The following is a 26,657-nucleotide window of genomic DNA, read 5'->3' as shown; positions in this document are numbered from 1 at the left end:
AAGCGGCAAATAGACGCAATTGTCGGACAGAAGTCAGGTGCTATAAGGCTTTGACGGAACACACGGTAGCATTTGCCGTACGTCGGCTACCTGTAAAAAAGTCACAAAGAATTAAAGAATATTTATCTATCGTGTGAATCGAGGTCTTCATGAACAGCTATCAGCTACCCCGTGTGAAGGAAAAAGACACCCATAGCAAAGTGATCGGTTACCTGCTGTGGATCTTCGGTTTTACCGGTTCTCACCGCTTCTATTACGGCAAGCCGGTGACCGGAACGATCTGGTTTTTCACCTTCGGGCTACTGGGGATCGGCTGGCTGATCGACGTGTTCCTGATCCCGGCGATGGATCGGGAAGCGGATCTGCGATTTGCGGCGGGGCCGATCGAATACAACGTGGCGTGGATCCTGCTGACGTTCCTCGGGGTGTTCGGTGTGCACCGGATGTACCAGGGCAAGTGGATCACAGGCTTGCTGTACCTGCTGACCGGCGGATTGTTCTTTATTGGCGTGCTGTATGACTTCTGGACGCTGAACGATCAGGTGTCGGTGCGTAATGCCGAAGGGCGGGGCGCTTTTCAGTAAGTGATGGCGAGGGAGCAAGCTCCCTCGCCATTTTTTTATGCCTGGTGGCTGATCCGGCCATCCACCAAGGTGTAACGCACCACACTCGGCAGGCTATGGCCGAGGAACGGGCAGTTCTCGCCCTTCGACAGCCAGGTTTCGCCGGCAACGGTCGAGGCCTTCGGATCGAACAGCACGATATCCGCCGCGCCACCCACCGCCAGTTTGCCCGCCGGCAGGCGCAAGGCCTCGGCCGGGCCGGCGCTCAGGCGTGAGAGCAGGGTCGGCAGGTCCAGCAGACCATCCTCGACCAGCGTCATCGCCAGCGGCAGCAGCAGCTCGACGCTGCTGATGCCCGGCTCGGTCGCGCCGAACGGTGCCAGTTTCGCATCGCGCTCGTGGGGTTGGTGATGGCTGGAAATCGCCGAGACCACGCCGGACTTCACCGCTTCACGCAGGCCGTCGCGGTCGGCGCGGGTGCGCAGCGGCGGTTGCACGTGATACAGGCTGCTGAAGTCGATCAGCGCTTCGTCCGTCAGGATCAACTGATACAGGGCGACATCCGCCGTGACTTTCAAACCACGGGCCTGGGCCTGAGCGATCAGGGCCACGCCGCGAGCGCTGGTGAGCTGGCTGAAATGCGCACGCACGCCGGTCTGCTCGACCAGCAGCAGGTCACGGGCCAGGGCCACGGTTTCAGCGGTTTCCGGGATGCCCGGCAGACCGAGGAAACTGGCGGTGGCGCCTTCGTGGGCCAGGCCGCCGTCGGCCAGGTCGTGATCCTGGGAGTTGAAAATCACCGTCAGGTCGAAGGTCGCCGCGTAATCGAGCGCCCGGCACAGGGTGCGGGTGTTGCGGAAACTTTCCAGGCCGTTGCCGAAGGCCACGCAACCGGCGTCGCGCAGGGCCACCAGCTCGGCCAGTTGCTCGCCATCCAGGCCTTTGCTCAGGGCGCCGATCGGGAACACCTTGGTGTTGCCGGCCTCGCGGGCGCGGTCGAGGATCAGCTCGGCCACTGCGGAGGTGTCGAGCACCGGCTTGGTTTTCGGCGGGCAGCACAGGCTGGTCACGCCGCCGGCCGCCGCAGCGCGGGTTTCGCTGGCGATGGTGCCTTTGCGGCTGTAGCCCGGCTCGCGCAGGGCGACGTTCAGGTCTACGAGGCCTGGAGCCGCGACAAGGCCTTGGGCATCGATGGTTTCGAGGGCGGTGAAACCGGCCGGTGCGGCGCCGAGGGCGACGATCTTGCAGGCTTCAACGTGAATATCGGTGACTTGATCCAGGCCGCTGCTTGGATCGATGACGCGGGCGCCGAGAATGCTGAGCTTCACTGGGCGTTCTCCTGCTCGAATTGGCGCTGGGCTGTTTGTCCGCTCATGGCCATCGACAACACGGCCATACGGATCGCGATGCCGTAGGTGACTTGATTGAGGATCACCGAGTGTGGGCCGTCGGCCACCGCCGACTCGATCTCCACGCCGCGGTTGATCGGCCCCGGGTGCATGACGATGCAATCGGGCTTGGCGCCGGCCAGGCGCGCGGTGGTCAGGCCGAACAGGCGGTAGAACTCGCCTTCGCTCGGCAGCAGGCCGCCGGTCATGCGCTCACGCTGCAGGCGTAGCATGATCACCACGTCGACGTCTTTCAGGCCTTCGGTCATGTCGGTGTAGACCTTCACGCCGTATTGCTCGATGCCGATCGGCAGCAGGGTTTTCGGTGCGATCACGCGGATGTCCGGGCAACCGAGGGTCTTCAGGGCGAGCATGTTCGAGCGCGCCACCCGCGAGTGCAGGATGTCGCCGACGATGGCCACCGAGAGGTTTTCGAAGCTGCCCTTGTGCCGACGGATGGTCAGCATGTCGAGCATGCCCTGGGTCGGGTGGGCGTGGCGGCCGTCGCCGCCGTTGATGATCGCCACTTGCGGGCACACATGTTCGGCGATGAAGTGCGCAGCGCCCGAATCACCGTGGCGTACGACGAACATGTCGGCGGCCATGGCTTCGAGGTTGCGCAGGGTGTCGAGCAGGGTTTCGCCCTTGCTGGCCGACGAAGTCGACACGTTCAGGGTGATCACGTCTGCCGACAGCCGCTGGGCCGCCAGTTCGAAGGTGGTGCGGGTGCGGGTGGAGTTTTCGAAGAACACGTTGCACACGGTCTTGCCGCGCAGCAACGGGACCTTCTTCACGGCCCGTGCGCCGACTTCGAGGAACGAGTCGGCGGTGTCGAGGATTTCCGTCAGCAACTCGCGGCGCAGGCCGTCGAGCGAGAGGAAGTGGCGCAGCTGGCCCTGATCATTGAGCTGCAGCGGGCGCTTGGTATCTAGAGGCGTCATCGCGAAGGGGACTCTCAATAGGGCGGATTAAAGGGCGAGGTCTTGCAGTTCGAGGGCCAGCTCCGGGCCGGACAGCTTCACCCGTTCGTGGGGGCTAAGCGACAGCGTCGCGCCGACCACGTTCGGGCGGATCGGCAGTTCGCCGGCGTCCAGGTCCAGCAGGCAGACCAGCGTCACGCTGGCCGGGCGGCCGTAGTCGAACAGTTCGTTCATGGCGGCGCGGATGGTGCGGCCGCTCATCAGTACGTCGTCGATCAGCACCAGATGCTGGCCTTCGATTTCGAAGGGCAGGGCGGACGGACGCACTTGCGGGTGCAGGCCGTTCTGGCTGAAGTCGTCGCGATAGAAGGAAACATCCAGCGTGCCCAATGGCGCATCGCTGCCCAGCTCTTCGAGCAGGGCCTGGGCGACCCAGACGCCGCCGGTGCGGATGCCGATGTAACGCGGTTCGCTGATATCACGCTGGGCAAGGTGCGCCTTGAGGCGGGTCGCCATCTGGCTGATCAGATCGGCGGGATTGGGCAGGCTCATGGTTGCTCCTTCTTGGGGTCGAGCCGGTTCTCGCGAACCGAGGCTCGGGTTGTAACCAAAAGAAAAGCGCCGTAGCGCTTGTCAGGATTCAAATAGTGCGGTGTTTTCGTCGAGCCAGCCTTGCAGCAGCAGGGCGGCGGCGATGGCGTCCACCGGGTTGTCGCGGTAACTGCCTTTCTGCCCGCCGCGCACCAGTCGTTCGCCCTTGGCTTCAAAGGTCGTCAGGCGCTCGTCGTGGGTGTAGAAAGGCAGGTTGTAGCGGCCGTTGAGGCGACGGGCGAATTTCTCGGCGCGCAGGCACATCTCGCTGGGCGTGCCGTCCATGTTCAGCGGCAGGCCGACCACCACGGCGTCGGGTTTCCATTCCTTTATAAGCGCTTCGACCTGATTCCAGTCCGGCACACCGTTTTGCGCCTTCAAGGTGCACAGTTCGCGGGCCTGGCCGGTAATCACCTGGCCGACCGCCACGCCGATCTGTTTGGTGCCGTAGTCGAAGCCGAGGATCAGGCGCAGGGCCATCAGGCGTGCCCTGCCTGGCTGGTCAGCAGATTGAGGTTGATCCCCAAATGCTTGGCCGCCGCTTCCAGACGCAGCTCGCTGCTGGTGTTGAACAGGATGTCGGCATCGTACGGGCAGGTCAGCCAGGCGTTGTCGGCCATTTCAGCCTCCAGTTGCCCGGCTTCCCAGCCGGCGTAGCCGAGGGCGATCAGGCTTTTCGCCGGGCCCACGCCGTCAGCGATGGCGAACAGCACGTCTTGGGAAGTGGACAGTGCCAGCTCGCCTTCCAGTTCGACGGTCGCCTGGAAGGTCTTGCCCGCCGGGTGCAGCACGAAACCGCGATCGGTCTGCACCGGGCCGCCGATGAAGATCGGCACATGCTGGCACAGCGCTGGCGGATCGATGTCCGGGCGCAGTTGCTCGAGGATGTCGGCCAGATTCAGCTCTTGCGGTCGGTTGACCACCAGCCCCATGGCCCCATTGGCCGTGTGCTCGACGATGTAGGTCAAGGTGTGGGCAAAGTTCGGGTCGGCCATGTGTGGCATGGCGATCAGGAAGTGATGCTTGAGGTAGCTGGGGCTGACGTTTTTCATGTGCGGTAGTGTGGCGTTCGGGGGGCGAACTGACAAGCTGGAGCGGTCAAAAGATCGGCTCAGTTGCTGGACAACCGGTCGCCCCGGGCGAATTTCCAGGTGCGGATGATTTCCAGTCGGTCGATGTCCGACAGATCCCCGGTAAACGGTGCGAAAGGCGCGGCCAGCCGGACGATGCGTTGCGCCGCCTGATCCAGCAGCGGCTGGCCGGAGGATTCCAGCACCAGCACTTCATACAGCGAGCCGTCGCGGTTGATCGACACCATCAGGCGCAGATTGCCGTAGATCTGCTGGCGACGGGCTTCGTCGGGGTAATTGAGGTTGCCGATGCGCTCGACCTTCTTGCGCCATTCGTCCTTGTACCAGGCGCCCTTGTCGCGCATGGTCGAGGCCGCGCTCAGGCGGTGGATGCGCGGACGCTTGGCGTACAGCTGTTGTTCGTTGGCCAGTTCGGCTTCCAGGCTGGCGATGTCGCTGGAGAGCTGCGAGCTGTCGAAAGTCGGGGCGTCGACCGTCGGTTTGGTCTCGGTCTTGGCTTCTTCTTTTTTGGTCGGTGCCTTTTTCGGTTTCGGCGCGACGGTGGTCACGGCCGCCTTGGGCGCCGCTTCCTGCACTTCCGTCTTGGCGGCCGGCGGCGGGGTGACCTTCTTGACCTGATTGTCCTGGAACGGCGCGACCTCGGTGGTCTTGGGGATCGCCTTCTTGTCGAGGGTGCCGCTGCCTTCCTGGTTTTCCTGGGCGAGGAAATCAGCCTTCTTGGGCTTGGTTTCGCTCTTGAAGGTGGCGAGGGTGATTTCCAGGGTTTTGCTGATCTGCTTGGGCTCGACCATGGTGAAACCCACGCCGAGCAGCAGCGCCAGATGGATCAGCGCCGCGAGAAACAGGGTAAATCCGAGGCGATCGACCGGGCGCACGCCTTTATGGGCGAGTTCAGCGGGCAGATCGGACGGAAGTGTCATGACAAGAAAACCAACATCGCGTTTTTCACAGGCCGCGCATGATAACGCAATGTTGGTTTCTCGCCTTGGGCTTCAAGCATCAAGCGACAGGCTGCATGTGACACACATCAAGCTTGCAGCTTTTTCTCGATGGCATCCATCAGCAGGCCGCCGATGTCGGTGCCGAAGGCATTGTCGATCTCGCGGATGCAGGTCGGGCTGGTGACGTTGATTTCGGTCAGGTGTTCACCGATCACATCCAGGCCGACGAACAGCAGACCCTTCGCGCGCAAGGTCGGGCCGACCTGAGCGGCGATCCAGCGATCCTTGTCGGTCAGCGGACGGGCTTCGCCACGGCCGCCGGCCGCGAGGTTGCCACGGGTTTCGCCCTGGGCCGGAATCCGCGCCAGGCAGTAATCCACCGGCTCGCCGTCGATCATCAGGATGCGTTTGTCGCCATCCTTGATCGCCGGCAGGTACGCCTGGCCCATGATCTGTTGGGTGCCGAGTGCGGTCAGGGTTTCGAGGATCACTGACAGGTTCGGATCGCCGACGCGGTGACGGAAGATCGACGTGCCGCCCATGCCGTCCAGCGGTTTGAGGATCACGTCGCCATGCTTGGCGGCGAATTCACGCAGCACGTCGGCGCGGCGGCTGACCACGGTTGGCGGCGTGCACTGCGGGAACAGCGTGGCGAACAGTTTTTCATTGCAGTCGCGCAGGCTCTGCGGCTTGTTGACCACCAGTACGCCGGCGGCTTCGGCCTGTTCGAGCAGGTAGGTGGAGTAGACGAACTCCATGTCGAACGGCGGATCCTTGCGCATCAGGATCACGTTCAGGTCGCTCAGCGGCAGATCCTGCTCGGCGCCCAGTTCGAACCATTTTTCCGGGTTGGCGAAGACTTTCAGCGGCTTCATCCGCGCCCGTGCCTGACCTTCGCCCTGATAAAGGTCCTGCTGTTCCATATAGAACAGTTCCCAGCCGCGCTTCTGCGCCGCCAGCAGCATGGCCAGCGAGCTATCCTTTTTATAGGAAATGCTGGCGATTGGGTCCATGACTATCCCGACGCGAACGCTCATTGGGTTTTCCTCGAAAATTGGCTACCGGATCGGTATGAAAAAAGTGCCGCCAGAGTGGCTCCGGGCGGGTTTTCGGTCAAGGAAAAACCCGTCGATAGATTGCTTCTGGAGACTGTGCTAAAAAGGCTGCCAGCCGTGCTGGCCCTTGAACATCAAGGGTTTCCAGCCATCAGTCATCGCAAAACGGACAAATTGATTCGCAAAGGCGACGGTAGAGCCCCCTTATGGAACAGCAGTCCAGCGCCTTGAAGGTCATGGTGATCGACGACTCGAAAACGATTCGTCGCACCGCCGAGACCCTGTTGAAAAATGCAGGGTGCGAAGTCATCACGGCGATCGACGGTTTCGACGCCCTGGCGAAGATCGCCGACAACCACCCCGGGATCATTTTTGTCGACATCATGATGCCGCGTCTGGATGGTTATCAGACCTGCGCTTTAATCAAGAACAACAGTGCTTTCAAGGCAACGCCGGTGATCATGCTGTCGTCCCGCGACGGGCTGTTCGACAAGGCCAAGGGGCGGATTGTCGGTTCCGATCAATTTTTGACCAAGCCTTTCAGCAAGGAAGAACTGCTCGACGCGATTGCGGCCCATGTTCCGGGCTTTACCGCTGATTTGCCGCAGTAAGACACGCACAGTGACGCTCGGCCAGCGGGCCCGGTGTCGACAAGAAAAATGGGGAAGACCATGGCACGTATTCTGATCGTCGATGATTCGCCGACCGAAATGTACAAACTGACCGGCATGCTGGAAAAGCACGGCCACGAAGTGTTGAAAGCCGAAAACGGCGCCGACGGCGTGGCCCTGGCCCGTCAGGAAAAACCCGACGCGGTGCTGATGGACATCGTCATGCCCGGCCTCAACGGTTTCCAGGCGACCCGCCAACTGACCAAGGACGCTGAAACCAGCCACATCCCGGTCATCATCATCACCACCAAGGATCAGGAAACCGACAAGGTCTGGGGCACTCGCCAGGGCGCCAAGGATTACCTGACCAAACCGGTCGATGAAGACACGCTGATCAAGACCCTGAACAACGTGCTGGCCGGTTGATCGCGCCGCCATGAGCGAGTCGCTGACCGCGTTCGAACTGTTGTGGCAGATCGACCAGCGCTGTCGCCTGCTGGCGGCGGACCTGCCGTCGCAGCCGGCGCGCCAGGATCGCTGGAGCGGCATCGGCTTTCGTCTGGGCGAGCACTGGTACGTCGCGCCGATGGGCGACGTCAGCGAAGTGCTGCCCGAACCGCGTTTCACCCAACTGCCGGGGGTAAAGCCGTGGGTCAAGGGCGTGGCCAATCTGCGCGGGCGGTTGTTGCCGATCATGGACCTGTGCGGATTCTTCGGCCATGAGCTGTCACCCATGCGCAAGCAGCGGCGGGTATTGGTAGTGGAGCATCAGGACGTTTTTGCCGGTGTGCTGGTCGATGAGGTCTTCGGCTTGCAGCACTTCGAGCAAGACAGCTTCGAACCCGTCTCGATCCGTAAACGGCAAGGCTCCAAGGGCGAGTTCGTCAAAGGGTATTTCCGGCGCGAGCAGAACTGGCGAGTGTTCAGCCTGTTTGCGCTGGCGCAGTCACCGAGTTTCATGCACGTCGCGGTTTAACAGGCGAGGACCGATGATCAAAGCAAAAACCAGCAAGCCCGCAGAAGGCTCGCGCAGCCGCTCGCAGATCATCGTGCTGTTCATCGCGCTGATCGTGTTCATCATGCTGCTGTTCGCCAACTTCGCTTACCTCAACACCCAGGCCAATTACGACAAACAGTACATCGGTCACGCCGGTGAGCTGCGGGTGCTGTCGCAGCGGATCGCCAAGAACGCCACCGAAGCGGCGGCCGGCAAGTCGGCCGCGTTCAAGCTGCTCAGCGATGCGCGCAACGATTTCGCCCAGCGCTGGGGTTACCTGAAGAAGGGCGATCCGGCCACCGGCCTGCCGCCGGCACCGTCCACCGTGCGCCCGGAAATGCGCGCCGTGCAGCTGGACTGGGAACGCCTGCTGAAAAACACCGACGCCATCCTGTCCAGCGAACAGACTGTACTGTCCCTGCATCAGGTCGCCGCAACCCTGGCCGAAACCGTGCCGCAGTTGCAGATCGAATACGAAAAAGTCGTCGAGATCCTCCTGCAACGCGGCGCCCCGGCGGCGCAGGTGGCGATGGCCCAGCGTCAGTCGCTGCTGGCCGAGCGGATTCTCGGCGCGGTGAATACCGTGCTCTCCGGCGATGAAAACTCGCAACAGGCTGCCGATGCCTTCGGTCGTGACGCCGCGCGTTTTGGTCAGGTGTTGAACGGCATGCTGCAAGGCAACCCGACACTGAAGATCAGCCAGGTCGAAGACCGCGACGCCCGCGCTCGTCTGAGCGAGATTTCCGAGCTGTTCCAGTTCGTCTCGGGCTCAGTGGATGAAATCCTCGAAACCTCGCCGGAGCTGTTCAAGGTCCGCGAGTCCGCCACCAACATCTTCAGCCTGTCGCAGACCCTGCTCGACGAAGCCTCGCACCTGGCCACCGGTTTCGAGAACCTCGCCGGCGGCCGCAACACCGACACCATCGGCGGTTACGTGCTGGGCCTGCTGGCGCTGGCGTCGATCATCCTGATCGGCATGGTCATGGTCCGGGAAACCAACCGGCAGTTGCAGGAAACCGCCGAGAAGAACGAACGTAACCAGAACGCGATCATGCGTCTGCTGGATGAAATCGAAGATCTCGCCGATGGTGACCTGACGGTAACGGCTTCGGTGACCGAAGACTTCACCGGGACCATCGCCGATTCGATCAACTATTCGGTCGACCAGTTGCGCGACCTGGTGGCGACCATCAACCTCACCGCCGGCCAGGTCGCCGCTGCGGTGCAGGAAACCCAGGCCACCGCCATGCACCTGGCCCAGGCTTCCGAGCATCAGGCCCAGCAGATTTCCGAAGCCTCGACCGCGATCAACGACATGGCCCAGTCCATCGATCAAGTGTCGGCCAACGCCGCCGAATCCTCGGCGGTGGCCGAGCGTTCGGTGGAGATCGCCAACAAGGGCAACGAGGTGGTGCACAACACCATCCACGGCATGGACAACATTCGCGAACAGATCCAGGACACCGCCAAACGCATCAAGCGTCTGGGCGAGTCGTCCCAGGAAATCGGCGACATCGTCAGCCTGATCGACGACATTGCCGACCAGACCAACATCCTCGCCCTCAACGCGGCGATTCAGGCGTCGATGGCCGGTGACGCCGGACGTGGCTTCGCCGTGGTTGCCGACGAAGTGCAACGGCTGGCCGAACGTTCGTCCGCCGCGACCCGGCAGATCGAGACACTGGTACGGGCGATCCAGACCGACACCAACGAAGCCGTGATTTCCATGGAACAGACCACCACCGAAGTGGTGCGCGGCGCGCGGCTGGCGCAGGATGCCGGTGTGGCCCTGGAAGAAATCGAAGGCGTGTCCAAGACCCTCGCGGCGCTGATCCAGAGCATTTCCAACGCGGCGCAGCAGCAGACGTCTTCGGCCGGGCAGATTTCCCTGACGATGAACGTGATCCAGCAGATCACCTCGCAGACCTCGTCCGGCTCCACGGCCACCGCCGAAAGCATCGGCAACCTGGCGAAAATGGCCAGCCAGTTGCGGCGTTCGGTGTCCGGGTTCACCTTGCCCGCGGCGGCAGCGCCCGCCACGGACAAGGCGTGAGTTCATGTCGAGCGGAGTGGTTATGGGTGACCGGCACGACTACGTGGCCCTCGAATGGGTCAAGGGCGAAATTGCTGAAACGCTGAGACAGGCGCATCAGGCCATCGAAGCCGTGCTCGACGATCCGCAGTCGGTGCCCGGCCTCGACGAGTGCCTGGCGTGCATCCACCAGGTCCACGGCAGTCTGCAGATGGTCGAGTTCTACGGCGCGGCCTTGCTCGCCGAAGAGATGGAGCACCTGGTCGAAGCCCTGCAGAACGATCGCGTCAGCCACCGCGACGAAGCCTTGCACCTGCTGTTGCAGGCCTTCGGTCAGTTACCGATTTACCTCGATCGCGTGCAAGGTGCCCGCCGTGACTTGCCGCTGGTGGTGCTGCCACTGATCAACGACTTGCGCAGTGCCCGGGGCGAAAGCCTGTTGTCCGAGACCAGCCTGTTCAGCCCGCAATTGCCCGAGCTGCCGCCGCTAAGCGCGGAAGCGTTGGCCCTGCTGGAACCGGCGGATCTGCCCAATGTGTTGCGCAAGCTACGGCAGATGTTGCAGATGGCACTGGTGGGATTGCTCCGCGAACAGGACGACCAGACGCATCTCGGTTACCTGAGCAAAGTCTTCACCCGCCTCGAAGCCTTGAGCGGCGAGGCACCGTTGAGCCCGTTGTGGCAGGTCGCCTCGGCGCTGGTCGAGGGCATGCGCGAAGGCCGGATCGCCAACAGCCCGGCCCTGCGCAGCCTGTTCAAGGACGCCGACAAGGAACTCAAGCGTCTGCTCGAGCAAGGCATGGCCGGCCTCAACCAGCCACCGCCGCCCGAGCTGTTCAAAAGCCTGCTGTTCTATATTGCCAAAGCCGAACATCCCACCGGGCAGATGCTGACCATGAAAGATCGCTACTCCCTGGACGACGCGTTGCCCGACAGCGCGATGGTCGACGAAGAACGCGCGCGGCTGGCCGGCCCCGACCGCGATGCCATGCGCTCGGTGCTCGCGGCGTTGTGCGAAGAGCTGGTGCGGGTCAAGGAGCGCCTCGACCTGTTCGTGCGCAGCGATCGCCAGCACACCTCGGATCTGGACAGCCTGCTGGCGCCGCTGCGGCAGATCGCCGACACCCTCGCGGTGCTCGGTTTCGGCCAGCCGCGCAAGGTCATCATCGATCAACTGGCGGTGGTGCTCAGCCTCGCTCAGGGCCAGCGCGAACCGAACGACGCCACGCTGATGGACGTCGCCGGCGCCTTGCTTTACGTCGAAGCGACGCTGGCCGGAATGGTCGGCACGGTGGAACCGGAGAGCCCGGAAGACTCGCGCCTGCCAACCACCGACCTGACGCAGATCCATCAGATCGTGATCAAGGAAGCGCGTATCTGCCTGCAACAGGCCAAGGACATGATCGTCGACTACATCGACGCCGACTGGGATCGCCAGCAACTGCAACCGTTGCCAGCGCTGCTGACCCAGGTGCGCGGCGCACTGGCGATGATTCCGTTGACCCGTGCGGCGAGCCTGCTGGAAGCCTGTAACGGGTTCATCCGCGAGCATCTGCTGCTCGATCCCCATGAGCCGGGCTGGCAGCAACTGGATAACCTCGCCGATGTCATCACCAGCCTTGAGTATTACCTCGAACGCCTGACCGATGACCCGCAGGCGCCGAGCGAGCAACTGCTGGATGTCGCGCAGAAAAGCCTGGCCAGCCTCGGCTACTTTCCTGACGAGCCGCCCAGCGAACAGCATGTGCCGGTGCTCGACGATGTGCTCAGCCCCAGCGAAGCGCTGGTGATGCAGGACCTGCAGGAACTCGATGACCCGGACATCGTGCAGTCGCTGGCCGATGTGCTGGCCAGCCCGGTGTCGGCGGTCAACCCGCCGGCGCTGACCACGCCCGGCAGTCTGCTGCCGCCACCGGCCGATGAAGAGCCGGTGGACGACGAGTTGCGTGAGGTGTTCCTCGAAGAGACCGAGGAAGTGCTCGATGTGCTGCGCGAATACCTGCCGCGCTGGACCGCCGATCCGCAGGATCGCACAGCCCTCAGTGAGCTGCGCCGGGCCTTTCACACCTTGAAAGGCAGCGGTCGCATGGTGCGTGCGCTGGTTCTCGGCGAACTGGCCTGGGCGGTGGAAAACCTGCTCAACCGGGTGCTGGAACACAGCGTCGAACCGGGCCCGGCGGTGCAACAATTGCTCGCCGATACGTTGCTGTTGCTGCCGGACCTGATTGCCGAGTTCGCCATCAACCACCAGCGTCAGCGCCAGGATGTCGATCAGCTGGCGGCTCGCGCCCACGCCTTGGCCAAGGGCGCCACGCCGCTGCCGGCCGAAGACGTGGAAGACGTCGCTGCGCTCGATCCGCTGTTGCTGGAGATTTTCCGCAACGAAGCCGAAACCCACCTCGCCAGCCTCAACCGCTTCCTCGATCAGGCCGCCGAACACGTGCCGTTGCAGGCCAGCGATGAATTGCAGCGAGCGCTGCACACCCTCAAGGGCAGCGCGTCGATGGCCGGCGTATTGCCGATCGCCGAACTGGCGGCGCCGCTGGACAAACTGGCCCGGGAATACAAGGCCCATCAACTGGCGCTGGACCTCGACGAAGTGGAATTGCTGCTGGAAGCCGAGGGCCTGTTCCGCGTCGGTCTGCGTCAGCTCAAGCACGATCCGCTGGCGCCGATTGTCGGTGCCCAGTCGTTGATCAAACGCACCGAAACCCTGCTGAGTGAGCGGCTGGAATCGATCCTCAATGCGCCGAGCAGCAGCTTGCGGGTCAAGCGTGATCCGCAACTGATCAACAACTTCCTGGCCCAGGGCATGGACATCCTGCTCGACGCCGAAAACCTCCTGCAACGCTGGCAGCAGCACCCCGGCGAACGCCAGGAACTCAGCGCGCTGCTGGATGAACTGACGACCCTCGGCGAGGGCGCGCACTTGGCAGATCTGCTGCCGGTGGACGTGTTGTGCGAAGCCTTGCTCGACCTGTATGGCGCGGTGGAAGAAAGCAGCCTGGCGGTCAGCGAGCGGTTTTTCCATGAGGCGCAGCAGGCCCACGAAGCGCTGATCAACATGCTCGACGAACTGGCCGCCGGCCAGGAAATCACCCCGCAACCGCAGCGTATTCGTGCGCTGCACGAACTGCTCGACGAAAGCCTCGACCCGTCGGCCATGGGCCTGATTCGCAGCGACGGCAGTCGAACCCTGAGCATTTCCGAACTGGGCAGCGCCACTGCCGAACTGCAAAAAAGCACCACCGGGATCGCCCCGGATGACGAGATCGTCGAGATCTTCCTCGAAGAGGCGGTGGACATCCTCGACAGCGCCGGGCAAGCCTTGCAGCGCTGGTTGAACGACCCGGAAAACGGCGCGCCGCTGTCGTCGCTGCAACGGGATCTGCACACCCTCAAGGGCGGTGCGCGAATGGCCGAGGTCGAGGCCGTCGGTGATCTTGCCCAGGAACTGGAGAGCCTTTACGAAGGCCTGGTGGATCGCCGCTACAACCACAGCGATGCCTTGGGCCGGCTGTTGCTGCAAAGCCATGACCGCCTGGCGTTGTTCCTCGATCAACTGCATGACCATCAGCCGTTGAAACCGGCGCAGGAGTTGATCGACGCGATCCGCCAGTTCCGTCAGGGTCAGGCCGGCAGTCCCGAGACACCGCCCGCCGTCGCCAGCCATGACGGCCCGGGGCACGATCCGGAATTGCTGGAAATCTTCCTCGAAGAAGGTTTCGACATCATCGAAAACTCCGGCGCCGCGCTGCTGCGCTGGCAGGCCGAGCCCGGCAACCGCCAGGAAGTGGAAACCCTGCTGCGCGACCTGCACACCCTCAAGGGCGGCGCGCGGATGGTGGAAATCGGCCCCATCGGCGACCTCGCCCATGAGCTCGAATACCTGTACGAAAGCCTGTCCTCCGGCACCCTGCAGGGCAGCGCCGAACTGTTTGCTCTGTTGCAGCGCGGTCATGACCGGTTGGCGCAGATGCTCGACGCGGTGCGCGCCGGCCAGCCGTGCCCGCCAGCGGATCGACTGATCAGCGCGATCCAGAATTTCAGCCACCCGGTGGCCGCACCAACGCCACCGCTGTTGTTGCCGGCGCCGGTTAAAACCGAAACCACCGCGCCTGTCCCCGAGGCCGGCGCGGACATGGTCAAGGTCTCCGCCGAACTGCTCGATGACTTGGTCAACCTCGCGGGCGAAACCTCGATTTTCCGTGGGCGTATCGAGCAGCAGGTCAGCGATGCACAGACAGCCCTGAACGAGATGGAAACCACCATCGAGCGCATGCGCGATCAGTTGCGCCGGCTCGACACCGAAACCCAGGGGCGGATTCTCAGTCGTCAGCAAGTGGACGCCGAACGTCTGGGCTACGAAGAATTCGATCCGCTGGAAATGGATCGCCATTCGCAGTTGCAGCAGTTGTCCCGGGCGCTGTTCGAATCCGCCTCCGACCTGCTCGACCTCAAGGAAACCCTCGACCGGCGCACCCACGACGCCGAGAACCTGTTGCAGCAACAGGGCCGGATCAACACCGAATTGCAAGAAGGCCTGATGCGCACGCGCATGGTGCCGTTCGAGCGCATGTTGCCGCGACTCAAACGCATCGTCCGTCAGGTCGCCGAAGAGCTGAACAAGGACGTGGCGTTCACCGTCGGCAACGCCGAAGGCGAGATGGATCGCAACGTCCTCGAACGCATGGCCGCACCGCTGGAGCACATGTTGCGCAACGCCGTCGACCATGGTCTGGAGCCGGCCGACGTGCGACTGGCAGCGGGTAAACCGGCCCAAGGACAGATCAGCCTCGACCTGTCCCGCGAGGGCGGCGACATCGTTTTCGACATCCGCGATGACGGCGCCGGCGTGCCGCTGGACGCGGTGCGACGCAAAGCGGTCAAGCGCGGTCTGCTGGCGCCGAACGCTGAAATCAGCGACCGCGAAGTGTTGCAGTTCATCCTTCAGCCGGGCTTCTCCACCGCCGAAAAAATCACCCAGATTTCCGGGCGCGGCGTGGGCATGGACGTGGTGCACGAAGAAGTACGGCAACTGGGCGGCACCATGAGCATCGACTCGGTGCCGGGGCAGGGCGTGCATTTCCGGATTCGCCTGCCGTTCACCGTGTCGGTCAACCGTGCGCTGATGGTGCAGTGCGGCGAGGATCAATACGCGATTCCGCTGAACACCATCGACGGCATCGTCCGCGTCTTGCCGAATGAACTGGACGGGCATTTCCGCCACGATCCGCCGCGCTACGAGTACGGCGGCCAGCGTTATGAACTGTGCTACCTGGGCGAGCTGCTGAAAACCGCGCCACGGCCGAAACTGCTCGGCCAGAGCCTGCCGCTGCCAGTGCTGCTGGTGCAATGCAACGAGCGGCACATCGCGGTGCAGGTCGACGCCATGGCCGGCACCCGCGAGATCGTGGTCAAGAGCCTCGGCCCGCAATTCGCGGCGGTGCAGGGCGTGTCCGGGGCGACGATCCTCGGCGATGGCCGGGTGGTGCTGATCCTCGATCTGCTGGCGCCGATCCGCGCGATGCAGGCGCGGTTGCCGCAGCGTCCGGCCAGCCACGAAATCGAAAGCGAACCGCAGAAGCCGCTGCTGGTGATGGTGGTCGACGACTCGGTCACCGTGCGCAAGGTCACCAGCCGTCTGCTCGAACGTCATGGCATGAATGTGCTGACCGCCAAGGACGGGGTCGACGCGATGTTACTGCTGGAAGAGCACATGCCCGACCTGATGCTGCTCGACATCGAAATGCCGCGCATGGACGGCTTCGAAGTGGCGACCCAGGTGCGCCACGATGAACGCCTGCAACACCTGCCGATCATCATGATCACCTCGCGCACCGGGCAGAAACACCGCGACCGCGCCATGGCCATCGGCGTCAACGACTACCTCGGCAAGCCGTACCAGGAATCGGTGCTGCTCGAAAGCATTGCCCTGTGGAGCAAAAAACATGCATGAGCGGCGTCATAACCAGCGCAGCAGCCAGCTCACCGGGCTGCTGCTGCCGCTGGCCGATCGGAATTTGATCCTGCCCAACGTCGCCGTGGCCGAGCTGATCGACTACCAGTCCAGCGCCTTCGACCTCGATACACCGCCGTGGTATCTGGGCCGGGTGACCTGGCGCGAACGGCAGATTCCGCTGCTGAGTTTCGAGTCGGCGTGCGGTAACAAGATCGTCATCGGCGAACGGGCACGGATTGTCATCCTCAACGCCCTCGGCGGATTGCCGACACTGCGCTTCATTGCATTGCTGGTGCAGGGGATTCCACGCTCGTACAAGCTCGATAGCCAGTTGAGCTATGTCGACGTGCCGCTGTGTGCGCTGGAGCAGGCGGCGGTGCAGGTCGGGGAACAGGTGGCGAAGGTGCCGGATCTGTTGGCGCTGGAGAAGCTGTTGGTGGATGCGGGGCTGGTTTAGACGCCTAGCCCTCACCCCAGCCCTCTCCCGGAGGGAGAGGGGGCCGACCGAGGTGTCTTGGATCATCCATCGACCTGAACCACCGTGTTGATTATGGATTCAGAGCAAATCGTTCATTTCGGTGCATCTCGCCAATATCCCCCGGTCAGTCCCCTCTCCCTCCGGGAGAGGGCTAGGGTGAGGGCCGCTCTTGATCGTTACGCTAGCCGTAATGATTCACCACCGCGCTTGATTGATGCCCCCACCCGACACTCCTAAGGTAGCTCCACAACAGCGAACCCCGTGGAGTGAGCATGACAACAACAATTTCCCCCGACTCGCGCTGGACGCGGCGGCGCGACGAGAAGCAGCGTCGCCTCGACAAGGTGCGCGGGTTGGCCGACGGTGCGGTGTTGCCCACCGACAGGATCGTCGCGGCGCTTGAGGCGCTGATCCATCCGGGCGACCGTGTGGTGCTGGAGGGCAACAACCAGAAACAGGCGGATTTCCTTTCCCGTGCGCTGGCCAAGGCTGATCCCGAGAAACTCCACGACCTGCACATGATCATGCCCAGTGTCGGCCGCTCCGAGCATCTGGACCTGTTCGAACGCGGCATCGCCCGCAAGCTCGATTTCTCCTTTGCCGGCACCCAGAGCCTGCGCATCAGCCAATTGCTTGAAGACGGCTTGCTGGAAATCGGTGCGATTCACACCTACATCGAACTCTACGCCCGGCTGGTGGTGGACCTGATCCCCAACGTCGTGCTCTCGGCGGGGTTCATGGCCGACCGTGCCGGCAACATCTACACCGGCCCGAGCACCGAAGACACCCCGGCGCTGATCGAACCGGCAGCCTTCAGCGACGGCATCGTCATCGTCCAGGTCAATCAACTGGTGGACGACGTCAGCGAACTGCCCCGTGTGGACATTCCTGCGTCGTGGGTGGATTTCGTGGTGGTGGCGGACAAGCCGTTCTACATCGAACCGCTGTTCACCCGCGACCCGCGTCACATCAAGCCTGTGCACGTATTGATGGCGATGATGGCGATCCGCGGGATCTACGAAAAACACAATGTGCAGTCGCTGAACCACGGCATCGGTTTCAACACCGCGGCCATCGAACTGATCCTGCCGACCTACGGCGAATCCCTCGGCCTCAAGGGCAAGATCTGCCGCAACTGGACGCTCAACCCGCACCCGACGCTGATCCCGGCCATCGAAAGCGGCTGGGTCGAAAGCGTGCATTGCTTCGGCACCGAACTGGGCATGGAAAACTACATCGCCGCGCGGCCAGACGTGTTCTTCACCGGGCGTGACGGTTCGCTGCGTTCCAACCGGATGTTCTGCCAACTGGCCGGGCAGTACGCGGTGGACCTGTTCATCGGCGCAACCCTGCAAGTCGATGGCGACGGCCACTCTTCAACCGTTACCCGAGGTCGCCTCGCCGGTTTCGGCGGCGCACCGAACATGGGGCACGACCCACGCGGTCGCCGTCACGGCACTCCAGCCTGGCTCGACATGCGTCATGACGATTCGCAGCAACCGATGCTCGAACGCGGCAAGAAACTCGTGGTGCAAATGGTCGAGACCTTCCAGGAGGGCGGCAAACCGACCTTCGTCGAAACCCTCGATGCGGTGGAGGTGGCGAAGAAAAGCGGCATGCCGCTGGCGCCGATCATGATCTACGGCGACGACGTCACTCACTTGCTCACCGAAGAGGGCATCGCCTATCTGTACAAGGCGCGCTCGCTGGAAGAGCGTCAGGCGATGATCGCAGCGGTGGCCGGCGTCACCGCCATCGGCCTGCGGCACAACCCGAAAGACACCGAACGCATGCGCCGCGAAGGCCTGATCGCCTTGCCCGAAGACCTCGGCATCCGTCGCACCGACGCCACCCGCGAATTGCTCGCGGCGAAGAGCGTTGCCGATCTGGTCGAGTGGTCCGGCGGCCTCTACAACCCGCCCGCCAAGTTCAGGAGTTGGTAATGCACGCACTCAACCTGCAACCCAAAACCATCACCCTCGCGGAACGGCTGGCGGACCTGGCAGTGGACGCGCTGATCGACGAAGCCGATCTGTCGCCGAAACCGGCGCTGGTCGACCGTCGCGGCAATGGTGCGCATACCGATCTGCACCTGGGATTGATGCACGCTTCGGCGCTGGCGCTGTGGCCGGCGTTCAAGGAAATGGCCGAGGCCGCGCTTGAGTTCGGCGAGATCGGCTTGCCGTTGCGTGAAGCCATCGGCCGTATCGGACGGGAAGGCGAGCAAGCCATGCTCGCCACCACCCACGGCGTGAACACCCATCGCGGGGCGATCTGGGCGTTGGGCCTGTTGGTCACGGCCGCTGCGCTGGATTCGAAGTCCGCCTGTGCCAGCGCCGTCACTCTGCGCGCTGCGCGTCTGGCGTTGCTCGATGACCGTTATGCGCCGCGTCCACTGAGCCACGGCGCCCAGGTCGCCCAACGCTATGGCGCTCGCGGTGCCCGGGAAGAAGCGCAACTCGGTTTCCCGTCCGTGCTGCAGCGTGGCCTGCCGCAGCTCAAACGCAGTCGCGCCGCCGGCCATGGCGAACAGAACGCCCGGCTTGATGCCTTGCTCGCGATCATGACCGACCTCGCCGACACCTGCGTCCTGTACCGCGCCGGCGAACCGGGCCTGCACGCCATGCAGCACGGCGCCCAGGCAGTGCTCGACGCCGGTGGCAGCGCCAGCCTCACCGGTCGCCGCCGCTTGCACGAACTGGATCAACAACTCATCGCATTGAATGCCTCGCCCGGTGGCGCCGCCGACTTGCTCGCCGCCACGTTGTTGCTCGACCGGATCGAGTGCGACGGCATCCTTCAGGGAGCGTTTTGATGGAAACCTTATCTTTTGAATTCCCCGCCGGGCAGCCGCCACGTGGTCGGGCGCTGGTCGGATGTGTCGGTTCCGGCGATCTGGAAGTGCTGATCGAACCGGGACTGGCAGGCAAGTTGACGATCAACGTGCAGACCTCGGTCAACGGCGCGCAGCAGCGCTGGCAGCATCTGTTTGCGCGGATGTTCGACGGCACCACACCGCCGGCGATGGCCATCGATATCCACGATTTCGGCGCGACCCCGGGCGTGGTGCGCCTGCGTCTGGAACAAGGCTTCGAGGAGATCGGCCATGACTGACACCTCAGCGCTTCTGCACAAACATTCGTTCGTCGAACTTGGCGCACGGCAGCGGGCGAAAGCCTTGCTCGACGCCGGTACTTTCCGCGAATTGCTCGACCCGTTTCAACGCGTCATGTCGCCGTGGCTGGAACGTCAGGGCGTGGTGCCGCAGGCCGATGACGGTGTGGTGATCGCCAAGGGCAGCCTCGACGGTTTGCCGGTGGTGATCGCGGCGATTGAAGGCGCGTTTCAGGGCGGCAGCCTCGGTGAAGTCGGCGGCGCCAAAATCGCCGGCGCACTGGAACTGGCGGCTGAAGACAACCGCAAAGGGATCCCGACCTGTGCCATTTTGCTGCTGGAGACCGGCGGCGTGCGCTTGCAGGAAGCCAACCTCGGACTGGCGGCGATTGCCGATATCCACGCGGCGATTGTCGATTTGCAGCAATACCAACCGGTGGTTGGCGTGGTGGCCGGCAGCGTCGGTTGCTTTGGCGGCATGTCGATTGCCGCCGCGCTGTGCAGCTATTTGCTGGTGACCCAGGAAGCACGCCTCGGCCTGAACGGTCCGCAGGTGATCGAGCAGGAAGCCGGGATCGAGGAATACGACTCCCGCGACCGGCCCTTCATCTGGAGCCTGACCGGTGGCGAGCAACGGTTTGCCAGTGGCCTGGTGGATCGCTATGTCGCCGATGACGTGGCGCGGATTCGCCAGCAGGTCGGCGAGTTGCTGCAACAAGGCTTGCCGCTGCAACCGCGCAGCCAGCGGGCCGAATGGTTCCTGCAACGTCTGGCGAGCTTGGACACTGACAAGCAAATCGAGCCTTCGGTGGTTCGCGATCTGTATCAAGGAGAGCGCTCATGAGCGGTTATTCCGTGCGCGGTTTGAACTGGTTCAACGCCTTGAGCGCTGGCGCGAATGTGGTTGAAGGTTTACCGCCATCGTTGAAGGTCGCCGACGGCCCACTTGGGCGCTTTATCGCGGTGGTCGCCGATCCGGAAAACCGTTTCCCTCGCGCTCGCAACGGTGAAGTCGGTTTGCTCGAAGGTTGGGGCCTTGCCAAAGCAGTGGATGACGCGATCACCGCCGACCGTGACAAAACGCAAAAGCGCCCACTGATCGCCATCGTCGATGTGCCGAGCCAGGCCTACGGTCGTCGCGAAGAAGCTCTCGGCATTCATCAGGCTCTGGCCGGTGCGGCGGACGCTTACGCCCGCGCTCGTCTGGCCGGGCATCCGGTGATTGCATTGTTGGTAGGCAAGGCCATGTCGGGGGCATTTCTGGCTCACGGTTATCAGGCCAATCGCTTGATCGCCCTGCGTGATCCGGGGGTGATGGTGCATGCGATGGGCAAGGCTTCGGCGGCGCGGGTGACCTTGCGCAGCGTCGAAGAACTGGAAGCTCTGGCCTCCAGCGTGCCGCCGATGGCCTATGACATCGACAGCTACGCCAGCCTCGGCTTGCTCTGGGAAACCCTGTCGGTGCAGCAGATCGAACAGCCGACGGCGGAGGATCTGGCGCGGGTCGGCGAATGCCTGAAGCAAGCCATCGGCGATGTTGCCGCGACTGACTTGAGCAATCGTCTCGGCGCGAAAAATCGCGAAGCCTCCAGCCGCGTACGTGAATTGCTGAGGGCGCAGTGGTGAACAGCGTTCTCGCCCACGACCTGCTGTGGGGCATGACGCCGGCGCAGTTGCCGGCGGATGCGCCGCAGTGGGCGATTGATTCGCTGGCTGCTGGGCAACCGGTGGTGGTGCGGCGGGCGTTGAGTGCTGAGGGATTCGTGGCGGTGGGTGTACGCGGTGTGTTGCGCGAGCAGCGGTTGGCGGCGTTCATGGCCATCGATTCGATTGCCTGTCGGGTCAGCCCGGAAGCCCTTTGTCATGTCGAGAGCGAGCGTGATCTACCGGTCATGCAGGCGCTCCGGCAACTGCGGCCGGTGCTCGATGATTGCGGTTGGATCTGGGGCATCAGTGGCAGCGTCGGGTTTGAGCTGGCCAGTGGATTTACGGCGATGCACGAGCGCAGCGATCTCGACTTGATCCTGCGAGCGCCGCAACTGATGACCCGTAATCAGGCGCGCAAACTGGTGGCGATTTTCGATCAGGCAGCCTGCCGGGTCGACCTGCAATTGCAGACACCATTCGGTGCCGTCGCGCTGCGCGAATGGGCCGGGAATGCTTCGCGGGTGCTGCTGAAAAGTGCCCATGAAGCCTGTCTGGTCAGCGACCCATGGAACCCGCAGGAGCAGGCAGCGTGAGCAGCCTGCTGGTTTTTCCCGGCCAAGGCGCGCAGCAGCCCGGCATGCTCCAGCGTTTGCCTCGGGAAACACTGATCGAGGCCAGTGATGGGCTCGGTGAAGATGTCTTGCGGCTGGATTCGAGCGAAGCGTTGCGCAGCACCCGGGCGGTTCAGCTCTGTCTGCTGATCGCCGGGGTCGCGGCCTCGCGGCAGTTGTTGCAGGCCGGACTCACCGCAGATTACGTCGCCGGCCTGTCCATCGGTGCCTACCCGGCAGCCGTGGTTGCCGGAGCGTTGAGCTTCAGCGATGCGTTGCATCTGGTCAGCCTGCGGGGTGAGCTGATGCAGCAGGCTTATCCACAGGGCTTCGGCATGACCGCGATCATCGGTCTGCAATTGTCCACAGTCGAAGCTTTGCTGGCTCAGGTACACAACGCAGAAACACCGGTGTACCTGGCCAACATCAACGCCGATAACCAGGTGGTGATTGCCGGCAGCGACAAGGCAATGCAAACGGTCGCCGAGTTGGCGCGCAGTCGTGGCGCCGGGCTGGCAAAACGTCTGACGGTTAGCGTGCCGTCGCACTGCCCGTTGCTGGATAAGCCTGCGCAAACCCTCGCCGAGGCGTTCGCCAGGGTTGAACTGAAAACACCGAAAATCGCTTACCTGAGCGGCAGCCGCGCAAGGCCTGTGACCAAGGTAGAAGCGCTGCGCGACGACCTCGCCTTCAACATGTGCCGCGTGGTGGACTGGCGCGGCACCGTGCAAAGCGCCTACGAGCGCGGCGTACGTCTACAGATCGAACTGCCGCCCGGTGCGGTACTGACCGGGCTGGCGCGCCGGGTGTTCGAACAGGGGACTGTCACTGCCTTCGACAGTGCCCGGCTCGACACCTTGCAGGCGCTGTTGCGTGAAGAGGAGGGCCGCCGACTCTAGACCGCCGCGACTCAGGCTTCGAACAACAAAAACAACATTCGACGATGCACTTTGAGGACTACAACAATGATTATTTACGGTGTGGCGCTGCTGGCGATCTGTACGCTGGCAGGGGTGATCATGGGTGACCTGCTTGGCGTGCTGCTGGGGGTCAAATCCAACGTCGGCGGGGTCGGCATCGCCATGATCCTGTTGATCTGCGCGCGGTTGTGGATGCAGAAACGCGGCGGCATGACCAAGGACTGCGAGATGGGCGTCGGCTTCTGGGGCGCCATGTACATTCCGGTGGTGGTGGCGATGGCCGCGCAACAGAACGTCGTCACCGCCCTGCACGGCGGCCCGGTGGCGGTGCTGGCGGCAATCGGTTCGGTGGTGGTCTGTGGCTGCACGATTGCGCTGATCAGCCGTACCCACAAGGGCGAACCGTTGCCCGATGAACCGGCGGAAGTCTCCCCGGTCGGCACGCCCGTAGGAGGTCGCTGATATGTGGGATCTCATTGAAAAAGGTCTGGAGCACAACGGTCTGGTCACCGCGTTCGCCTTCGTCGGCGTGATCATGTGGGTCTCGGTGATTCTCTCCAAACGCCTGACGTTCGGGCGGATTCACGGCTCGGCGATCGCCATCGTCATCGGCCTGGTGCTGGCCTGGGTTGGCGGCACCATGACCGGTGGGCAGAAAGGCCTGGCGGATCTTTCGCTGTTCTCCGGCATCGGCTTGATGGGCGGCGCGATGCTGCGGGATTTCGCCATCGTTGCCACGGCGTTCGAGGTGCAGGCGACCGAGGCGAAGAAGGCCGGGTTGATTGGCGTGATCGCGCTGCTGCTGGGCACGATCCTGCCGTTCATAGTCGGCGCGTGCATGGCCTGGGCGTTCGGTTACCGCGATGCGGTGAGCATGACCACCATCGGCGCGGGGGCGGTGACTTATATCGTCGGGCCTGTGACCGGCGCAGCGATTGGCGCGACCTCGGATGTAATGGCGTTGTCGATTGCCACCGGGTTGATCAAGGCGATTCTGGTGATGGTCGGCACGCCAGTGGCGGCGCGCTGGATGGGCCTCGACAATCCGCGCTCTGCGATGGTGTTTGGCGGGTTGGCCGGGACCGTGAGTGGCGTGACTGCCGGGTTGGCGGCGACGGATCGGCGGTTGGTGCCTTATGGGGCGTTGACGGCTACGTTTCACACCGGGCTTGGGTGCCTGCTTGGGCCATCGCTGTTGTTCTTCATCGTGCGCGGGATTGTTGGCTAGGTTCTGAAGATTGCTCCCACGCAGAGCGTGGGAGCAATCATTGGGTGGTCTGGCGATTGGCATACATCCGACACTCCGCCAGCAACGCCAGCAGATTCGGATCCCGCTCCTTGGCCTTCAGGAACACCACGCCAATGTGCTGTTGCAACCGATACTTTTCCTGCAACGGAATCAGCTTCACCCGGTTCTCGTACACCGCCGCAATCCTCCCCGGCAGCAATGCATAACCGACCCCGGAGCTGACCATGCTCAGCAGGGTGAAGATGTCATTGACCTGCATCGCCACCTTCGGCTCGAACCCCGCCTGGCGGAACACCCGAATACCGTCCTGATGGGTGGCAAAGCCTTGCGTAAGGGTGATGAAGGTTTCGTCGCGCACCTCCGCCAGATCCACTTCGCTGCGTTGGGCGAAGCGGGAATCGGCCGGGGTGGCGAGGAAGATGTCGTCGGAAAACAGTGGAATCTGCTCGCAGTCCGGGTCGTTGACGCTGTCGTCCAGCGACACCAGGATCGCATCGACTTCCATGTTTTTCAGCTTGTAGAGCAGGTCGATGTTCGAGCCGAGGATCAGATCGATGTTGAGTTCGCTGCGGCGGATCTTCAGGCCCATGATCAGCTGCGGCACGGTCTTCACCGTCAGCGAATACAGCGAGCCGAGCTTGAAGCGTTCGGCCGAGAACCCGGCGGCTTCGCGGGTCAGGCGCACGCTTTCGACCACGTCCTGAATCAGCTTCTGCGCCCGCTCTTCGAGTACATAGGCGCTCTCCAGCGGCGTCAGGTTGCGTCCTTCGTGCTTGAACAACGGGCAGCGCAGGGCGCTTTCCAGCGAATGGATCGCGCGGTGCACGCTGACATTGCTGGTCTGCAACTCGGCGGCGGCGCGGGCGAGGTTGCCGGTACGCATGAAGGCGAGGAACACCTCGAGTTTCTTCAGGGTCAATTCTTCGTCGATCAGCATGGCGCGGACTCTTCTTGGTATCGGTCGATTGTGCCCAAATATCAGGACAGGCGCAGGCCCGCGTTGAACGGAAACATTGCGCTTTTACGCTCAAGGCCCGAGCCTTGCGCGCTGCGGTAATGAAATCGAGGTGTGCGACACATGTATCACGGAGAAAAACTGAACGCCTGGACGCATCTGGTCGGGGCGATAGCGGCGTTTGTCGGGGGCGTCTGGATGCTGGTGATTGCCAGCCTCGACGGCAGCCCGTGGAAGATCGTCAGCGTGGCGATTTACGCTTTCACTTTGCTGGTGCTCTACAGCGCATCCACCGTGTACCACAGCGTGCGCGGGCGCAAGAAAGCGATCATGAAGAAGGTCGATCACTTTTCGATCTACCTGCTGATCGCCGGCAGTTACACGCCGTTCTGCCTGGTGACCCTGCGCGGGCCGTGGGGCTGGACGCTGTTCGGGATTGTCTGGGGACTGGCGCTGATCGGCATCCTGCAAGAGATCAAGCCGCGCTCCGAGGCGCGGATCCTGTCGATCGTGATCTACGCGGTGATGGGCTGGATCGTGCTGGTGGCGGTCAAGCCGCTGATCGCGGCGCTGGGGACGGCGGGGTTTGCCTGGCTGGCGTCGGGCGGCGTGTTGTACACCGTGGGGATCATCTTCTTTGCCCTCGATCATCGCTTGCGGCATGCCCACGGGATCTGGCATTTGTTCGTGATCGCCGGGAGCCTGCTGCATTTTGTGGCGATTCTGTTTTACGTCCTGTAATCGCTCCCACAGGTTTAGAAATCACCCCACAGTTGCTGCGCCACCGCCAGCGCCACAACCGGCGCGGTCTCGGTGCGCAGCACGCGCGGGCCGAGGCGGGCGGCGTGGAAGCCGTTGCCTTTGGCCTGCTCGACTTCGGCGTCGGACAAGCCGCCTTCAGGGCCGATCAGGAACGCCAGGGTCGATGGCTTGGCGTGGCTGACCAAGGGTTCGGCCACCGGGTGCAGAACCAGTTTCAGTTCGGCTTCGGTCTGTTTCAACCAGTCGGCCAGCAACACCGGCGGATGAATCACCGGCACCCGCGAACGACCGCATTGCTCGCAAGCGCTGATCGCTACCTGACGCCAGTGCAGCAGGCGTTTGTCGGCGCGTTCATCCTTGAGGCGGACTTCGCAGCGTTCGCTGAAAATCGGGGTGATTTCGTTGACGCCCAGTTCGGTGGCTTTCTGGATCGCCCAGTCCATCCGCTCGCCCCGGGACAGGCCCTGGCCGAGGTGGATTTGCAACGGCGACTCGACCTGGCCGGCGAGTTGTTCGTCGATCCTGACCGTCACGCGCTTCTTGCCGACTTCCAGCAGTGCACCTCGAAACTCATGGCCGGAACCGTCGAACAGCTGCACCGCATCGCCCTCGGCCATGCGCAGTACGCGGCTGATGTAATGCGCCTGGGCTTCCGGCAGTTCGTGGTCGCCAATGCTGAGCGGGGCGTCGATAAAGAAGCGGGACAGTCTCATTTCGGGTCTCTCTGGTTAGATCGCTCCCACGCAGAGCATGGGAACGAGCCGTCAACT

Annotated in this window: 26 protein-coding genes; 17 read left to right on the top strand and 9 right to left on the bottom strand. The window is 63.1% G+C overall.

Features of this window, described 5'->3' with window-relative positions; genetic code table 11:
• Window positions 1-149: 149 nt before the first annotated feature.
• On the top strand, window positions 150-584 hold the full coding sequence (locus AC3WRD_RS03590) for an NINE protein (protein WP_096817612.1): 435 nt from the start codon (window positions 150-152) through the stop codon (window positions 582-584).
• Between the two features lie 35 nt (window positions 585-619).
• Here AC3WRD_RS03590 and AC3WRD_RS03585 read toward each other — a convergent pair whose 3' ends face one another.
• From AC3WRD_RS03585 to gshB, 7 genes are all read right to left on the bottom strand, one after another.
• On the bottom strand, window positions 620-1,891 hold the full coding sequence (locus AC3WRD_RS03585; protein WP_096817614.1) for a dihydroorotase: 1,272 nt from the start codon (window positions 1,889-1,891) through the stop codon (window positions 620-622).
• On the bottom strand, window positions 1,888-2,892 hold the full coding sequence (locus AC3WRD_RS03580; RefSeq protein ID WP_095164512.1) for an aspartate carbamoyltransferase catalytic subunit: 1,005 nt from the start codon (window positions 2,890-2,892) through the stop codon (window positions 1,888-1,890). Before AC3WRD_RS03580 ends, AC3WRD_RS03585 begins: the two co-directional genes overlap by 4 nt.
• A 27-nt stretch (window positions 2,893-2,919) precedes the next feature.
• On the bottom strand, window positions 2,920-3,423 hold the full coding sequence (pyrR, locus tag AC3WRD_RS03575; RefSeq protein ID WP_102619700.1) for a bifunctional pyr operon transcriptional regulator/uracil phosphoribosyltransferase PyrR: 504 nt from the start codon (window positions 3,421-3,423) through the stop codon (window positions 2,920-2,922).
• An 81-nt stretch (window positions 3,424-3,504) separates the two neighbouring features.
• The gene (gene ruvX / locus AC3WRD_RS03570; protein WP_096817618.1) at window positions 3,505-3,942 is read right to left on the bottom strand and encodes a Holliday junction resolvase RuvX; all 438 of its coding nucleotides are present in this window, start codon (window positions 3,940-3,942) and stop codon (window positions 3,505-3,507) included.
• Window positions 3,942-4,514: a YqgE/AlgH family protein gene (locus AC3WRD_RS03565; protein WP_096817620.1), complete on the bottom strand. Its 573-nt coding sequence runs from the start codon at window positions 4,512-4,514 to the stop codon at window positions 3,942-3,944. Before AC3WRD_RS03565 ends, ruvX begins: the two co-directional genes overlap by 1 nt.
• A gap of 59 nt (window positions 4,515-4,573) precedes the next feature.
• Window positions 4,574-5,473, bottom strand: a complete 900-nt coding sequence (locus AC3WRD_RS03560) for an energy transducer TonB (RefSeq protein ID WP_102619701.1) — start codon at window positions 5,471-5,473, stop codon at window positions 4,574-4,576.
• A 107-nt stretch (window positions 5,474-5,580) separates the two neighbouring features.
• The gene (gshB, locus tag AC3WRD_RS03555; protein WP_096817624.1) at window positions 5,581-6,531 is read right to left on the bottom strand and encodes a glutathione synthase; all 951 of its coding nucleotides are present in this window, start codon (window positions 6,529-6,531) and stop codon (window positions 5,581-5,583) included.
• 224 nt (window positions 6,532-6,755) lie between these two features.
• On the opposite strand from gshB, the gene pilG reads away from it, so the two are divergent.
• The 15 genes from pilG to madM all read left to right on the top strand — a co-directional run bounded on the left by pilG (window position 6,756) and on the right by madM (window position 24,149).
• Window positions 6,756-7,160, top strand: a complete 405-nt coding sequence (gene pilG / locus AC3WRD_RS03550) for a twitching motility response regulator PilG (RefSeq protein ID WP_096817626.1) — start codon at window positions 6,756-6,758, stop codon at window positions 7,158-7,160.
• 60 nt (window positions 7,161-7,220) lie between these two features.
• Complete coding sequence (gene pilH / locus AC3WRD_RS03545) at window positions 7,221-7,586, top strand: twitching motility response regulator PilH (protein ID WP_007953328.1); 366 nt, start codon at window positions 7,221-7,223, stop codon at window positions 7,584-7,586.
• Window positions 7,587-7,596: 10 nt separating this feature from the next.
• The gene (locus tag AC3WRD_RS03540) at window positions 7,597-8,136 is read left to right on the top strand and encodes a chemotaxis protein CheW (protein ID WP_102619702.1); all 540 of its coding nucleotides are present in this window, start codon (window positions 7,597-7,599) and stop codon (window positions 8,134-8,136) included.
• Between the two features lie 13 nt (window positions 8,137-8,149).
• Window positions 8,150-10,210, top strand: a complete 2,061-nt coding sequence (locus tag AC3WRD_RS03535) for a methyl-accepting chemotaxis protein (protein ID WP_096817628.1) — start codon at window positions 8,150-8,152, stop codon at window positions 10,208-10,210.
• A 22-nt stretch (window positions 10,211-10,232) separates the two neighbouring features.
• Window positions 10,233-16,148, top strand: coding sequence for an Hpt domain-containing protein (locus tag AC3WRD_RS03530; protein ID WP_102619703.1), 5,916 nt, complete (start codon window positions 10,233-10,235; stop codon window positions 16,146-16,148).
• Window positions 16,141-16,608 carry a chemotaxis protein CheW gene (locus tag AC3WRD_RS03525; protein WP_102619704.1) on the top strand — a complete coding sequence of 156 codons (468 nt, stop codon included), beginning with the start codon at window positions 16,141-16,143 and terminating at the stop codon, window positions 16,606-16,608. Before AC3WRD_RS03530 ends, AC3WRD_RS03525 begins: the two co-directional genes overlap by 8 nt.
• Before the next feature lie 293 nt (window positions 16,609-16,901).
• Window positions 16,902-18,572 (top strand): malonate decarboxylase subunit alpha, encoded by a 1,671-nt coding sequence (gene mdcA, locus AC3WRD_RS03520; RefSeq protein WP_102619705.1) that lies wholly within the window; start codon window positions 16,902-16,904, stop codon window positions 18,570-18,572.
• The gene (locus AC3WRD_RS03515; protein WP_102619706.1) at window positions 18,572-19,444 is read left to right on the top strand and encodes a triphosphoribosyl-dephospho-CoA synthase; all 873 of its coding nucleotides are present in this window, start codon (window positions 18,572-18,574) and stop codon (window positions 19,442-19,444) included. The genes mdcA and AC3WRD_RS03515 overlap by 1 nt, the downstream gene beginning before the upstream one ends.
• Entirely contained in the window at window positions 19,444-19,743 is a 300-nt protein-coding gene (locus tag AC3WRD_RS03510) for a malonate decarboxylase subunit delta (protein WP_003229075.1), read from the top strand. The genes AC3WRD_RS03515 and AC3WRD_RS03510 overlap by 1 nt, the downstream gene beginning before the upstream one ends.
• Entirely contained in the window at window positions 19,736-20,587 is an 852-nt protein-coding gene (locus AC3WRD_RS03505; RefSeq protein ID WP_102619707.1) for a biotin-independent malonate decarboxylase subunit beta, read from the top strand. Before AC3WRD_RS03510 ends, AC3WRD_RS03505 begins: the two co-directional genes overlap by 8 nt.
• On the top strand, window positions 20,584-21,369 hold the full coding sequence (gene mdcE, locus AC3WRD_RS03500; RefSeq protein ID WP_102619708.1) for a biotin-independent malonate decarboxylase subunit gamma: 786 nt from the start codon (window positions 20,584-20,586) through the stop codon (window positions 21,367-21,369). Before AC3WRD_RS03505 ends, mdcE begins: the two co-directional genes overlap by 4 nt.
• The gene (locus AC3WRD_RS03495; protein ID WP_102619709.1) at window positions 21,363-21,983 is read left to right on the top strand and encodes a malonate decarboxylase holo-ACP synthase; all 621 of its coding nucleotides are present in this window, start codon (window positions 21,363-21,365) and stop codon (window positions 21,981-21,983) included. Before mdcE ends, AC3WRD_RS03495 begins: the two co-directional genes overlap by 7 nt.
• Entirely contained in the window at window positions 21,980-22,900 is a 921-nt protein-coding gene (gene mdcH, locus AC3WRD_RS03490; protein ID WP_096817642.1) for a malonate decarboxylase subunit epsilon, read from the top strand. The genes AC3WRD_RS03495 and mdcH overlap by 4 nt, the downstream gene beginning before the upstream one ends.
• 66 nt (window positions 22,901-22,966) lie before the next feature.
• Window positions 22,967-23,383: a malonate transporter subunit MadL gene (madL, locus tag AC3WRD_RS03485; protein ID WP_085709094.1), complete on the top strand. Its 417-nt coding sequence runs from the start codon at window positions 22,967-22,969 to the stop codon at window positions 23,381-23,383.
• 1 nt (window position 23,384) lies between these two features.
• A complete protein-coding gene (madM, locus tag AC3WRD_RS03480) occupies window positions 23,385-24,149 on the top strand; it encodes a malonate transporter subunit MadM (protein WP_096817644.1) in 765 nt (254 codons plus the stop codon).
• 37 nt (window positions 24,150-24,186) lie between these two features.
• Here madM and AC3WRD_RS03475 read toward each other — a convergent pair whose 3' ends face one another.
• Window positions 24,187-25,107 carry a LysR family transcriptional regulator gene (locus tag AC3WRD_RS03475; RefSeq protein ID WP_096817646.1) on the bottom strand — a complete coding sequence of 307 codons (921 nt, stop codon included), beginning with the start codon at window positions 25,105-25,107 and terminating at the stop codon, window positions 24,187-24,189.
• A 141-nt stretch (window positions 25,108-25,248) separates the two neighbouring features.
• Between AC3WRD_RS03475 and trhA the strand changes: the two genes are divergently transcribed.
• Window positions 25,249-25,866 carry a PAQR family membrane homeostasis protein TrhA gene (trhA, locus tag AC3WRD_RS03470; protein ID WP_007953311.1) on the top strand — a complete coding sequence of 206 codons (618 nt, stop codon included), beginning with the start codon at window positions 25,249-25,251 and terminating at the stop codon, window positions 25,864-25,866.
• A 14-nt stretch (window positions 25,867-25,880) separates the two neighbouring features.
• Here the strand turns inward: trhA and AC3WRD_RS03465 are convergent, their stop codons facing one another.
• Window positions 25,881-26,600, bottom strand: coding sequence for a 16S rRNA (uracil(1498)-N(3))-methyltransferase (locus AC3WRD_RS03465; protein ID WP_102619710.1), 720 nt, complete (start codon window positions 26,598-26,600; stop codon window positions 25,881-25,883).
• Between the last annotated feature and the right edge of the window lie 57 nt (window positions 26,601-26,657).

This window comes from Pseudomonas sp. FW215-R2 (genome assembly GCF_058789255.1).
Note: the sequence above shows the minus strand (reverse complement) of the source record. Positions and strands in the feature narration are given on the sequence as shown.